Annotated in this window: 12 protein-coding genes; 4 read left to right on the forward strand and 8 right to left on the reverse strand. The window is 50.2% G+C overall.

All coding sequences use genetic code 11. The annotated features are described in order from the left end of the window. Nucleotides 1-123: 123 nt before the first annotated feature. From B5F71_RS16370 to B5F71_RS16400, 7 genes are all read right to left on the reverse strand, one after another. Nucleotides 124-1,821, reverse strand: a complete 1,698-nt coding sequence (locus B5F71_RS16370) for an alpha-amylase family glycosyl hydrolase (protein ID WP_087212398.1) — start codon at nt 1,819-1,821, stop codon at nt 124-126. A gap of 90 nt (nt 1,822-1,911) precedes the next feature. After that, a complete protein-coding gene (locus tag B5F71_RS16375) occupies nt 1,912-2,997 on the reverse strand; it encodes an HpaII family restriction endonuclease (protein WP_087212401.1) in 1,086 nt (361 codons plus the stop codon). Between the two features lie 382 nt (nt 2,998-3,379). Next, complete coding sequence (locus tag B5F71_RS16380) at nt 3,380-4,048, reverse strand: FKBP-type peptidyl-prolyl cis-trans isomerase (protein ID WP_087212404.1); 669 nt, start codon at nt 4,046-4,048, stop codon at nt 3,380-3,382. After that, nucleotides 4,048-5,592, reverse strand: coding sequence for a glycine--tRNA ligase (locus B5F71_RS16385; RefSeq protein WP_013617809.1), 1,545 nt, complete (start codon nt 5,590-5,592; stop codon nt 4,048-4,050). The genes B5F71_RS16380 and B5F71_RS16385 overlap by 1 nt, the downstream gene beginning before the upstream one ends. Nucleotides 5,593-5,715: 123 nt before the next feature. After that, entirely contained in the window at nt 5,716-6,219 is a 504-nt protein-coding gene (locus B5F71_RS16390) for a DUF6169 family protein (RefSeq protein ID WP_087212407.1), read from the reverse strand. A 1-nt stretch (nt 6,220) separates the two neighbouring features. Then, on the reverse strand, nt 6,221-6,400 hold the full coding sequence (locus B5F71_RS16395) for a hypothetical protein (protein ID WP_022039398.1): 180 nt from the start codon (nt 6,398-6,400) through the stop codon (nt 6,221-6,223). A 197-nt stretch (nt 6,401-6,597) separates the two neighbouring features. Then, entirely contained in the window at nt 6,598-6,921 is a 324-nt protein-coding gene (locus B5F71_RS16400) for a DUF6722 family protein (RefSeq protein ID WP_225226339.1), read from the reverse strand. 12 nt (nt 6,922-6,933) lie between these two features. Between B5F71_RS16400 and B5F71_RS16405 the strand changes: the two genes are divergently transcribed. Further along, entirely contained in the window at nt 6,934-8,283 is a 1,350-nt protein-coding gene (locus B5F71_RS16405) for an MATE family efflux transporter (protein ID WP_206423855.1), read from the forward strand. Here B5F71_RS16405 and B5F71_RS16410 read toward each other — a convergent pair. Beyond that, the gene (locus B5F71_RS16410) at nt 8,280-8,450 is read right to left on the reverse strand and encodes a hypothetical protein (RefSeq protein ID WP_158098125.1); all 171 of its coding nucleotides are present in this window, start codon (nt 8,448-8,450) and stop codon (nt 8,280-8,282) included. The two genes, B5F71_RS16405 and B5F71_RS16410, sit on opposite strands and share 4 nt — an antisense overlap. A 475-nt stretch (nt 8,451-8,925) precedes the next feature. Between B5F71_RS16410 and B5F71_RS16415 the strand changes: the two genes are divergently transcribed. Genes B5F71_RS16415 through B5F71_RS16425 form a run of 3 tightly spaced genes read left to right on the forward strand, consistent with a single transcriptional unit; the run spans nt 8,926 to nt 13,496 of the window. Beyond that, the gene (locus B5F71_RS16415) at nt 8,926-11,565 is read left to right on the forward strand and encodes a DNA gyrase/topoisomerase IV subunit A (RefSeq protein WP_087212415.1); all 2,640 of its coding nucleotides are present in this window, start codon (nt 8,926-8,928) and stop codon (nt 11,563-11,565) included. After that, entirely contained in the window at nt 11,562-12,479 is a 918-nt protein-coding gene (locus B5F71_RS16420) for a DUF3316 domain-containing protein (protein ID WP_087212418.1), read from the forward strand. Before B5F71_RS16415 ends, B5F71_RS16420 begins: the two co-directional genes overlap by 4 nt. A 3-nt stretch (nt 12,480-12,482) precedes the next feature. Next, on the forward strand, nt 12,483-13,496 hold the full coding sequence (locus tag B5F71_RS16425; RefSeq protein WP_013618564.1) for a S41 family peptidase: 1,014 nt from the start codon (nt 12,483-12,485) through the stop codon (nt 13,494-13,496). The last annotated feature ends 134 nt before the right edge of the window (nt 13,497-13,630 follow it).

Consider the following 13,630-nt stretch of genomic DNA (forward strand, 5'->3'; position numbering starts at 1 on the left):
CGCTCCTGTTCTTCGTCAGATAGCCCGCTATCTTCCTCATCACAGAAGCGAAAATGCCTCAAAAACTCATCCCAAATCATCGCACGATAAATTCAAAACAGCTTCTACATTTGCCGCATAAATTCAAAAAGAAAGCTTCAGCATCTTCCCGCCCAGTGCCGGCACATCTATCGTGACCGCCTTATCAGGCATCCACGAGATGATTTCTTCCTTTCCGGTCAGCAGGTCAGTGACATTGCACCGTGCAAACGAAGGCAGATGAAGAAAATCGAATGCATGTTGCGGAATAGTCACACCGATATGCACGGGGATAGCCTCAAAGTTTGCCACAACCAGAATCACTTCCTTGCCATACTTGCGCAAGAATGCATACTGGCGGTGCTCGTTCATCAGCCAGCCGCCCTGATTGACATACATCAGATCGAAGAAACTACCCTTGGAAAGTGCAGCTTCTGTTTGACACAGGTTGAGCACATGTTGGTAATAGCGACGGATTTCCTTTTCTTTAGCGTTCAGCAAATGCAGGTTGTAACGCCCGTGATTGCTCCAACGGCGGATGCTGGGGATGCTCCAATAGTCGAATATCGTGGTGCGCCCGTCACGTCCGCTAAAGCCTTCCGAATCCATTCCTTCCTCACCCAATTCCTGCCCGAAATAAATCATCATCGGATTGGTGTTCATGCAAGCCGAAACCAGCAATGCCGGAAGCCCCTTGCGTGCATCGCCCGCAAAGAAATCGGAAGCGATACGCTGTTCGTCATGATTCTCCAGGAAGTTCAGCATGTGCGGCTGGATGTCATTCACACGCTGCCAACACCCGGTAATGGCGGTTGCCGATGTATATCCGCACACCAATGCACGCAAGGTATCATACAGCCCCACCTTATCATACAGATAATCGAAATGCCCTTTATAGATATAATTACGGTATTCATCCGGATTGTATACCTCGGCAATAAAGACCAATGCCGGATAATGCGTCTTCACTTTCGGGATGACCCAGCCCCAAAACTCGCAAGGCACCATCTCTGCCATGTCGCACCGGAAACCGTCGATGCCTTTCGAAGCCCAAAACAACAGGATATCCAACATCTTGTGCCACGTGTCCGGCTCGGGATCGAAATGATTGCCCGTATTGCCTATGTAGTCTACACCATAATTCAGTTTTACCGTTTCATACCAATCGGTCTTGTTGGGGTAAGCATCAAAACGGTCGTTGCCAGTAGCCTTGGCAGGCATCTCATCATACAATCCCTGCTCTTCATCATAGAAATCTATCTCACCGCCAAGATGGGCACCGGGAATATAATAAAAATTATTATCCGGAGCAAATGCCTTCGACGGGTCATCATCCTCACCCAGATCTTTCACACCTTCGGGCTTAGCTATCGAATGGTACTGACGCGCCACATGATTGGGGACAAAATCGATAATCACCTTCAACCCGTTTGTGTGCGAGCGTTGCACCAAAGTCTCAAACTCTTCCATGCGGCGGTCTACATGAACAGCCAAGTCCGGGTCTACATCGTAATAATCACGGATAGCATATGGCGAGCCCGCTTTTCCCTTCACTACTGCCGGATGGTTGCGCGGAATGCCGTAAGCCGAATAATCGGTCTGCGAAGCATGGGCGAGGATACCCGTGTACCAGATATGAGTAGCGCCCAGCTTCTTGATCTCGTGCAAGGCCTTGTTGGTAAAATCATCCATTTTTCCACACCCGTTTTCACTTAAGGTTCCATTTATCTTATTGCGGAGCCCTCTGTTTCCGAACAAACGGGTGAATACCTGATAAATAATCATTTTCCCTTCTTGTTCCATAGTCGTATTTTTTATTTACTAATGTACTACACTTGTGTGTTGTCTGTATTCAAAGATAAAATCCGTATAACCTGTAGCGGAAAGATTTCATCACCGTTTCGTCAGTCCTACTTTCAGATTCAGCTTAAAATAATACACACCGTTCTCACGCTCCAGATAGCCATACTTGTCTTTAGAGGTAGAACCTTTTTCCAGACGCGTATTGTAGAAAAGGAAGTCGGCAAATACCTGGCGGAAAGCCCGCTGGTAACAAAGCACATCTCCATTTCCCGTCACCAACAAGCATCCGTCGATAGCCGAATCGATGCCGTTGTATATCTTTGCCGGACGCATACCGGTAGCAACAGCAAGCAGGAATTCTTTTATCTTATAATCGTAGAAACCGTGCTTGACAATCAATTCATCCTTAATCTTCAGCGGGTTAAGCTGCCTGATGGCTTCTGTCAGATCGGATACCTTAGTCTTGCCCTCCAGCCACATCAGCCGGGTCATTTCACCCAACAAGCGTCCCATGTGCAGGTCTATCATCGAGAGGTTGCTGCGGAAAATCTTGTCAGCCACATCATTATACTTCAAGTTTCCTCCCATACGTTCTATCATCAGCATACGCCCCAATACATCTTCTTCCTCACCAAAGGCATTGATTTTTGCCACAGCAGGTACCGGAAACTTGATACCAGTCTGCTCGAACTTGAAGTTTGCGGCCCTCCCACCGTCCAGCAAGGGATATAATGCTCCCAGCCTCGAACGCACACAGAAGCCCGTCAAGGGCGCGTCTTCACGATAGAACGCTACCTTAAAATCGGTACGGTCATCGGTTTTGGCTTCCAGATTGTATATCGCCACTTCGTCCAAGAAGCCTTCCACTCCTTCGGGCGAGGCAACATCATCGGTTTCCGATTCACGCAAAGCCTGTAATACCAGTTCCGATACCGTAGCAAAATCTTCCCTCGGAACGCGCTTATCCATTTGTTCTCCACATATCCTCACTTCATTCTTCCCGATTACGTACCGGCGTGTCCCATCGTGTTCTTCACGTTGCACCATAGCCACCGGCAGGCACACAGCTTCATTCTGTTTCACATCCGGCGTACCGGCATACACCTGTCCGTCTGCCAGCAAACGGAAAAACGCATAGAGTTCACTCCATTCTTTCTTTGTCGCGTTAAATGCCATAGTCTTGTTATCTTCTTTTTATACTTTTACATCGGCAAAGATAACTAAAAAGCCTTTCAATACCCCTAATATCCGGCGCCGATATCTTAAACAATGTTATAAAACAGATATTTTCCTCTGGATTATTTGCAGATTCAATAAAAGTCCGTACATTTGCAATGTGTTTTTCATAGTATTAGATTTAAGGTTAACAAAAGGTTGGAGTACAGCGGTACTCCTTTTTTTATGCCCTTATGTTCCAAGACGAATCCGGAGCGGAATTTTTCACACAATATAATTCAAAAATAAGTATAAAAACAACATCGGAGATAAAGCTTTGTAACCAGCCTTATCTCCGATATTTGTTCTTTTATCATGCAATGCAGTGAGGTTATACCGCGGATTATTCGTCAACGGATACCTGATTTTCCGTTGCCAGAGAAATTGCTTTCCGGCTCCGGTCGTCCGGACCTTTAGGATGAATCACTTCCTCCAGACGAAGGTCGAATATCAATGTGGAATACCCACGAATAGTACCATTTCCCGATGTTCCATATCCCATCTGATACGGGATATAAACCTCCCAATGCTCGCCTTCCTGCATATGAAGCAAGGCAGTAGTCCAACCGGTTCTCACCTCGCTTGCCGCAAACGAAACCGGCACATGTACCTCCGCATTCCAATCTCCGGAATAACTTTGGTCGAACACTTCTCCGTTTATCAACCATCCGCGATAATGTACCGCTACCGTATCGGTTGCAAACGGTGTTTCACCTAATTCAGCATCCGCTTCCGTCAAATCCTTTACGTACACATAATCTGAGTTGGTCAGGGTTAAATCTGTACCCATTCCATCGTTCTGGATTTTATAGTTCGCATAACGGTACCATGTTTCTCCAGCAGGCGGATTGGCTACAACATCAGCAATGGAGTCTATATAAGCTACGTTGCGCGCTTCCCAATCGGCGTATGGGTCGGCGGTAGGTGTATCGTCGCTACACGAAGCAAAGACACACATTACCATACCGAGTATCCATAGCCAGCCACAATATGTCTTTGTCGACCTTTTCATTATTGCAAGGTTTTCAGCAGACTGGTGATGCTCACCTTGTCGGCGATAATATTGTTCAGGTCGGCAATAGCCACACGCTCCTGCTCCATCGTATCGCGGTTACGCAACGTCACGCAGTTGTCTTCCAGCGTCTGATGGTCTACCGTTACGCAATACGGCGTACCGATGGCATCCTGACGGCGGTAACGCTTGCCGATAGAGTCCTTCTCGTCGTACTGGCAATGGAAATGGAACTTCAGGTCGTCCATAATCTCGCGCGCCTTTTCGGGCAGCCCGTCTTTCTTCACCAACGGCATCACGGCAAGCTTCACCGGAGCCAGGGCGGCAGGGAGCTTCAACACCACGCGTGTCTCGCCGTTTTCCAGCTTCTCTTCCGTGTACGAAGCACTCATCACGCTCAGGAACATACGGTCTACGCCGATAGAAGTCTCGATGACATACGGAGTATAAGATTCGTTGATTTCGGGGTCGAAATACTTGATGCTCTTGCCCGAGAACTTCTCGTGCTGGCTCAGGTCGAAGTTGGTGCGCGAGTGGATGCCTTCCACTTCCTTGAACCCGAACGGCATCAGGAACTCGATGTCGGTAGCTGCATTGGCGTAATGCGCCAGCTTCTCGTGGTCGTGATAACGGTAATGGTCATCACCGAAGCCCAGCGCCTTGTGCCATTTCAGGCGGGTTTCCTTCCACTTCTTAAACCATTCCAGCTCGGTGCCCGGCTTAACGAAGAACTGCATTTCCATCTGTTCGAACTCGCGCATGCGGAAGATGAACTGGCGTGCCACGATTTCATTGCGGAACGCCTTGCCTATCTGGGCGATGCCGAAGGGGATTTTCATGCGCCCTGTCTTCTGCACGTTCAGATAGTTCACGAAAATACCTTGTGCGGTTTCCGGACGAAGGTAGACTTTCATCGAGCCATCGGCGGTAGAGCCCATTTCGGTAGAGAACATCAGGTTGAACTGGCGCACCTCGGTCCAGTTCTTCGTGCCCGAGATGGGGCACACGATTTCTTCGTCCAGGATAATCTGGCGCAGCTCGTTCAGGTCCGGTCCGGCATTCATCGCCTGTGTATAGCGTTCGTGCAGGGCGTCACGCTTCGCCTGATGCTCCAGCACGCGTGCATTGGTCGAACGGAATTCCTGCTCGTCGAAAGCATCGCCGTATTTCTTGGCGGCCTTTGCCACCTCCTTGTTTATCTTTTCGTCGTATTTCGCAATCTGGTCTTCAATCAGCACATCGGCACGATAACGCTTTTTCGAGTCGCGGTTGTCGATAAGCGGGTCGTTAAATGCGTCTACGTGCCCCGAAGCCTTCCAGATAGTGGGGTGCATGAAGATTGCTGAATCGATTCCCACGATATTTTCGTGCAAGAGCACCATGCTCTGCCACCAGTATTGCTTGATGTTGTTTTTCAGTTCCACACCGTTCTGTCCATAGTCGTAAACGGCTCCCAGTCCGTCGTAAATTTCACTCGACGGAAACACAAAGCCATATTCCTTACAATGCGAAACCAATTTCTTGAAAACGTCTTCTTGTGCCATTTTTCTTTATCTTTAAATTATTAATTCCGAAACTCATAAATGCGCACAAAGATACGGATTTATCCATAAAAAAGAAGCACAAGTTTATTAATTTATGCGAATCAGGAACAAATCGCCCCGTTTTCATTCGGGCTTCTCGTGAAAGAGCTGCACCGCACGTGCAAACTCCCCACTGATTTGCACCGCCCGCGGATGGTCGATGCGGAACAAGAGGGCAACAATGTTCTCCACGCCTTCATCGTCCGTTATCATCGAGCTTAAATAATTAAATGAGTATTTACGGTCGGCAGAATAGAACCAAGACGCGAACAAGCGTTGGCGCACTTCCTGCTTCCCGTCGCTTGTATCGCAAAGGTATATCATCACAGCATCGGGCTGGCTGAAAAACTCGTAAATGAGCGCATAAACCGTCTCCCGCAATTTATAGTCACGAAGAGACTTGCGATTATTCGAATTGATAATTACAAATTCGTAACATTCAACTCCCGGCAAAAGGTCGCTCAATGCAAAACCTATCGTGTAATCAATGCCATAATCCGTTATAAATTCATAAAGCAGGGGCCTGCTTGACTCTTGCAAAACATACGGGCTACACGCATTGACCCGTTGCAAATTCAATGTCATCATATCACCACACATTAAAAGATGTCACATCCTCTCCCGTACGTTCCTTAATACGGTCGTGCATTTCTTTCTGTATGGTTTCAATAAGTTCTTTTTTCTTCCTCCGGTGTTCCTCCAGCCTGCGCATCAGTTCCTCGCGGGTAAAAGCAGCCTGTTCCGCCGGTTGTTTCAAAGTCTGTTCCATAGTTTTATTCTTTTGGTTTCTGCAAAGATAAGCAAAATAATCCGTATAGCCCTCAAATCTTGCTTACTACACGCATTCATCCAATGCTTTTATGAGATTTTATGAGATTGCTGTTTCCGCAACTGATTCACTCCCCACATAATAATCCCTAAAGCTATCAATCCGAAAAAAGACAAAAACAAAATCAATTCCATAACTCATTTTTCTTTATTAGAATTTGCCAATAATATACATATAAGACCCGCAGATACCGTCAATAAGACAACAACTGTTCCCAATCCGAACAACAAGGCACGATTTACGTCCAGTTTCATAATACCAGCCAAAACCACGCCACCAAAAACTAACTTAGAAATATCAATACAATATTTTCCAAGTTCACCAAGCATCACTTGCTTATTTGTTTTCCTTTCATCCTCCATTTTTGCAAATATACACCTTTCTTCTGAAAGCGCCAATCTTTTTCTTCCTTTTTCAGTCCACCGTCCGCCAAATTCACTAAATTTGCACCGGCAATCCATGAAAAAACGGTTATGAAACACAAGCACATCGACAAATATACCCTGATGACCACCGCCCCCATCCCCCGGCTGATAGGGTCGCTTGCCATACCCACCATCGTCAGCATGCTGGTCACTTCATTCTACGTGATGATAGATACCTATTTCGTAGGGAAAATCAACACCCAGGCCACCGCCGCCGTAGGGATTTCCTTCTCGGTCATGGCTATCATACAGGCGTTCGGATTCTTCTTCGGACACGGGTCGGGCAATTTCATCTCGCGCCGGTTGGGGGCGCGCGACTATCAAAGCGCCGAGAAAATGGCGGCAACGGGATTCTTCAGCGCCTTCATCATGGGATGCCTCATCACGCTTTTCGGGCTCCTGTTCCTGACCCCTATCTGCCGCATACTGGGCTCTACCCCCACTATCCTGCCCTATACCGAGACCTATCTGGGCATCATCCTGCTGGGAGCGCCCTTCATGGCATCGTCGCTGGTGCTGAACAACCAGATGCGCTTTCAAGGCAACGCCGCCTACGCCATGGTGGGCATCACCGCCGGCACGGTGCTCAACATCGGGCTGGCTCCGCTGTTCATCTTCGTATGCGGCATGGGCATCGCCGGAGCGGCATACGCCACGCTGTGCGGACAGGTGTGCAGCTTCGGCATCCTGCTCTACATGGACAGCCGGGGAGAAAACATCCGCATCCGCCTGAGCAACTTCACGCCACAACTAGCTTATTTCCGCGAAATCCTTTACGGAGGAAGCCCCTCGCTCTGCCGGCAGGGACTGGCAAGCCTTGCCGCCATCCTGCTCAACGTAGCCGCCGGACGGTATGGCGACGCCGCCATTGCGGGCATGTCTATCGTGGGACGTATCTGCATGTTCATCAACTCTTTCCTCATCGGTTTCGGCCAAGGCTTCCAGCCCGTATGCGGCTACAATTACGGCGCAGGTATCTACCCACGCGTACAACAAGGCTTCTGGTTCTGCGTAAAAGTAGGGGTAGTGTTTCTCACCCTCTGCTCAATTGTCGGCTACATCTACGCACCCGAAATCGTGGCATGGTTCCGCGAAGACGACGCCGAGGTAATCGCCGTAGGTGCACGTGCCTTGCGCTGGCAGCTTATCACATTGCCATTGGGCACGTGGGTCATCCTTTGCAACATGCTGCTCCAAACCATCCGCAAGCCCGTACGTGCCGTGTTGCTTGCCTCCGCACGCCAAGGGCTGTTCTTCATCCCCTTTATCATCCTGCTACCCCACTGCTTAGGTCTGCAAGGGGTAGAGATGAGCCAGGCCGTAGCCGACTTCTGTTCGTTCATCTTCGCCATGCCCGTAGCGATTCCGGTACTCCGCTCGTTACGGAAAACAGACTAAGAAGCTGTTTTGAATTTCTCCAAAAAGTTTTTCTTGGCTTGATGTATCCGTTTTCGTGTGTGCTTTGGGCGATTTTTTGGTCTTTTTCGCTCCTGTTCTTCGTCAGATAGCCCGCTATCTTCCTCATCACAGAAGCGAAAATGCCTCAAAAACTCATCCCAAATCATCGCACGATAAATTCAAAACAGCTTCTAACTGCGATAGGGAATATATATATATATATTGCATGACACACGCACCTATCTGCACCGGGCTATGCACGTATATCCCCGGCACGATGCAGCTATATCCGATAAAAGCCGTTTTTGAAAGGGCCTTATCCCATTGCTATGCGTTACAATTGTTACAATTACAGTTAATGTAAAATGCTTTTTCAATCCCGGACAAAAAAAGAAATCCACCTATTAAAATTATATATTATATATATTTATATATAAATATATATAATATATAATTTATAACAAGTTTTTCCCGCTATCTGATTTTCAACTTACATCAACTGTAATTGTAACAATTGTAACGGTTGTAACTGTGCAACGGAGGTCCCCCTGTGCTTCTGCATCTCTGCGTTCCATTCCATTCATCAAAGCACTTGTTTTTTCCAATAATTATCCGTACATTTGCATCAAGCAGAAAACAATTATGAGCGACGACACATTAGACAAAAACGAAACAACGGATATACCTGAAAAAGAATCGGATACGAATTACAAGCCCGCCTCGCCGGCGGACAAGGCAGTGAAATACCAGCTGAGCGGAATGTATCAGAACTGGTTCCTCGACTATGCCTCGTACGTCATTCTGGAACGTGCCGTACCCCACATCAACGACGGACTGAAACCGGTGCAGCGGCGCATCCTGCACGCCATGAAGCGGCTGGACGACGGACGCTACAACAAGGTGGCGAACATCGTGGGGCACACCATGCAGTTCCATCCGCACGGCGACGCTTCCATCGGCGACGCGCTGGTGCAGCTGGGGCAGAAAGACCTGCTCATCGATTGCCAGGGAAACTGGGGAAACATCCTCACGGGCGATGATGCAGCCGCCCCCCGATACATCGAAGCACGCTTGTCGAAATTCGCCCTCGACGTGGTGTTCAATCCCAAGACCACCGAATGGCAAGCCTCTTACGACGGGCGCAACCGCGAACCCGTAACCCTGCCGGTCAAGTTCCCCCTGTTGCTGGCACAGGGCGTAGAAGGCATCGCCGTAGGACTTTCATCGAAAATCCTGCCTCACAACTTCAATGAGTTATGCGATGCAGCCATCGCTTACCTGCACGGCGAAGAGTTCCACCTCTACCCCGACTTCCAGACCGGAGGGGCGGTAGACGTGTCGCGCTACAACGACGGCGAGCGGGGCGGAGTGGTGCGCGTACGTGCCAAGATATCGAAAATAGACAACAAGACACTCTGCATCAGCGAAATTCCCTACGGGAAAACCACATCGTCGCTCATCGACTCCATATTGAAAGCCGTAGAAAAAGGGAAAATCAAGGTGCGCAAGGTAGACGACAATACCGCCGACAAGGTGGAAATACTGGTACACCTCGCCCCCGGAGCCTCGTCGGACAAGACGCTGGACGCCCTTTATGCCTTTACGGATTGCGAAGTGAACATCTCGCCCAACTGCTGCGTCATCGAGGACAAGAAGCCGCATTTCCTCTCGGTAGGCACGGTGCTCCGCAAGTCGGTCGACCACACCCTCGGGCTTCTGCGCCGCGAACTGGAAATACAGCGCGACGAGACCCTGGAGACCCTGCACTTCGCCTCGCTGGAGAAAATCTTCATCGAAGAGCGCATCTACAAAGACCGCGGCTTCGAGCAAGCCGAAAACATGGACGCCGCCTGTGCCCACATCGACGAGCGGCTCACCCCGTTCTACCCCCAAATGGTGCGCGAAGTGACCAAGGATGACATCCTGCGCCTGATGGAAATCAAGATGGCACGCATCCTGAAGTTCAACAAAGACAAGGCGGACGAGAACATCGCCCGGCTGAAGGCGGACATCGAAGAGACCGAAAACCACCTGGCGCACATTACCGACTATACCATCGCCTGGTTCCGCCGCCTGAAAGAGAAATACGGAGCACAGTTCCCCCGCCGCACCGAGATACGAAACTTCGACACCATCGTAGCCACAAAAGTGGCGGAAGCCAACGAAAAACTCTACATCAACCGCGAGGAAGGCTTTATCGGCACGGGGCTGAAAAAGGACGAATTCGTGTGCAACTGTTCCGATATCGACGATGTAATCATCTTCTACCGCGACGGGAAATACAAGGTGGTGCGCGTACAGGACAAGCTCTTCGTAGGCAAGAACATCCTCTACGTCAACGTGTTCAAGAAGAACGACAAGCGTACTATCTACAACGTCATCTACCGCGACGGGAAAGACGGATACCACTACATCAAGCGTTTCAACGTGACTTCGATGATACGCGACCGCGAGTACGACGTGACGCAAGGCACACCGGGTTCGCGCATCGTCTACTTCACCGCCAACCCCAACGGCGAGGCGGAAACCGTGAAAGTGACCCTGCGCCCCAACCCGCGCATCAAGAAACTGGTGTTCGAACGCGACTTCAGCACCATCAACATCAAGGGACGCCAGTCGATGGGCAACTTGCTCACCAAGTACGAGGTACACAAAATCGGGCTGAAACAACGCGGAGGCTCTACCCTGGGCGGACGCAAGGTGTGGTTCGACCACGATGTGTTACGCCTCAATTACGACGGACGCGGACAATACTTAGGCGAGTTCCAAAGCGATGACCGCATCCTCGTGGTACATACAGACGGCGACTTCTATACTACCGACTTCGACCTGAACAACCATTACGACCCCGATATCCGGCTCATCGAGAAGTTTGATGCCGACAAGGTGTGGACCGCCGTGCTCTACGATGCCGACCAGCAGAACTACCCATACCTGAAACGCTTCTGCTTCGAGGCGACAAGCAAGCGCCAGAACTACTTGGGCGAGAACAAGCAAAACCGTTTGCTCCTGCTCAGCCCCGAAGCCTATCCGCGCATCCAGGTGGTATTCGGCGGACACGACGCGTTCCGGGAACCGCTAATAGTAGAAGCGTCCGACTTTGTAGGCATAAAGAGCTACAAGGCTAAGGGCAAACGCCTCACCACCTACACCGTGGGCGAGGTAAACGAACTGGAACCTACCCGTATGCCGGAACCCGAAGAAGTTCCCGACACAGAAGATAACGGAACATCCGAAGACGAAAACGGACAAATGAACCTATTCGATAACGAAGAAGAATGAAAACATTGATTTATATCGAACACAGAGACACAAAGACACTGAGAATAAAAAATAAAGCCTCTGTGCCTCTGCGCCTCTGTGTTTTTATTCTGATAGTCTTAACCTGCCTTCCGACCCGTATCCAAGCGCAAGACTCCCTGCAAGCCACACGCCACGTGATGCGCTCGGTGATGATAGGAGCCGGACACAACAACACATTCGAGACCTATCTCTCGCCCTTGGAATACGAAGGTCCAGAAGTGCGCTTCGCCTACGAAACGATGCGGATGACCCGCCTGATGGACGGGAACGTTTCGGCGCAAAACCTGTTCCAGCTACATGCCTCGTACACCGAAAACATCTCGCAGACCAACCATACGTACGGCGGGCTGGTGAACTGGAGCTATGCCCTGCATTACCAGTTCCACCCTGCCAAGGGACTGAAGATACTTTTCGGTCCCATGCTCGACCTCAATGCAGGCGTGGTATACAACCGGCGCAACTCGAACAACCCTGCTCAGGCAAAAGCCTACGGGGGCTTAGGGGCATCAGGGATGCTCATCTACCGGTTCCGCATCAAGAACTATCCGCTCACGGTACGCTGGCAAGCGAACCTGCCCCTGCTGGGCGTGATGTTCTCGCCTGAGTTCGGCGAATCGTATTACGAAATATTCTCGCTGGGCAACGGAGGACGGAACGTAGTGTTCACCTCCCTGCACAACAACCCGTCCCTGCGCCAGCTCCTTACCCTCGACTTCCCGGTAGGAAACACGGTGATGCGTGTGGGCTACGTATGCGACCTCCAGCAAGCAAAGGTAAACAACCTGAAAAGCCATACCTACTCGCACGACTTCATGATAGGCGTCGTGCGCAATCTGTACCTGTTCCATGGAAAGAAACACATGACCACGCCACCTAAAATAACTCCGTTTTAAACCATGAGAAAATATATCCTCTACCTATGCATTACCGTGCAGGCATTGTTCGCCTCCTGCATCCGCGAAGACATATCAGGCAATACGCCCGAATCGAACTTCGAGTCCCTCTGGAAAATCATTGACGAACAATATTGCTTTCTGGAATACAAGCACGAAGAATACGGGCTGGACTGGGACGAAGTGCACACCCGCTACGCCCAGCGCATCACGTCCGACATGACGTGGGAAAACCTCTACGAAGTGCTCTCGGACATGGTGAACGAGCTGAGAGACGGGCATGTCAACCTGTCCAGTTCCATCGGCACATCGCAATACCGCGCATGGTTTGACGCCTTCCCCCATAATTTCAGTGACAGCATCCAGAGCAATTACCTAGGAAAAGACTACGTGAACTCATCGGGCATTACCTGGTCGATACTGGAGAACAACATCGGCTACATCTATTGCGAAAGTTTCTCGAACGGCATTGGAGACGGAAATCTGGACCAGACCCTGAACTCGCTTGCCGTATGCGACGGACTGATTGTAGATGTACGGGATAACGGAGGCGGAAACCTGACCACGGCACAAAAACTGGCGGCACGTTTCACCAACGAGCGGGTGCTTGTAGGCTATATGTACCACAAGACGGGACCTGCCCACGATGATTTTTCCGACCCCAAACCTGTCTACATCGAGCCTTCGGACGGCATCCGGTGGCAAAAGCCGGTGGTAGTGCTCACCAACCGCCGTGCCTATAGTGCCACCAACGATTTTGTGAACAGCATGAACCAGTTCCCCAACGTGACCCTTGTAGGTGACAAGACAGGCGGAGGCTCAGGGCTTCCCTTCTCATCGGAAATCCCCTGCGGCTGGTCCATCCGTTTCTCTGCCAGCCCGATGCTCGACCCCGAAATGAACCACCTGGAATTCGGTATCGACCCTGACGTGAAAGTAGACATGACCAGCGAAGACATCGCCCAGGGGAAAGACACCATGATAGAAACGGCATGCCGGGTGCTGAAAGGACAATAAGGAAATGGTTTCCCGGAAATGGTTTCTACCCACCGTCAAGTTAGAAGTGCAACTCCGCCACCGCCTTCCTCCGTCCTTGGAGCGTAGCGGAAAGGGCGGAGGAAGGCGGTGGAAGCCCGGAATCAGGGTCATCC

Source organism: Bacteroides sp. An269 (genome assembly GCF_002159755.1).
In the GTDB taxonomy this organism is placed as follows: Bacteria; Bacteroidota; Bacteroidia; order Bacteroidales; family Bacteroidaceae; genus Phocaeicola; species Phocaeicola intestinalis.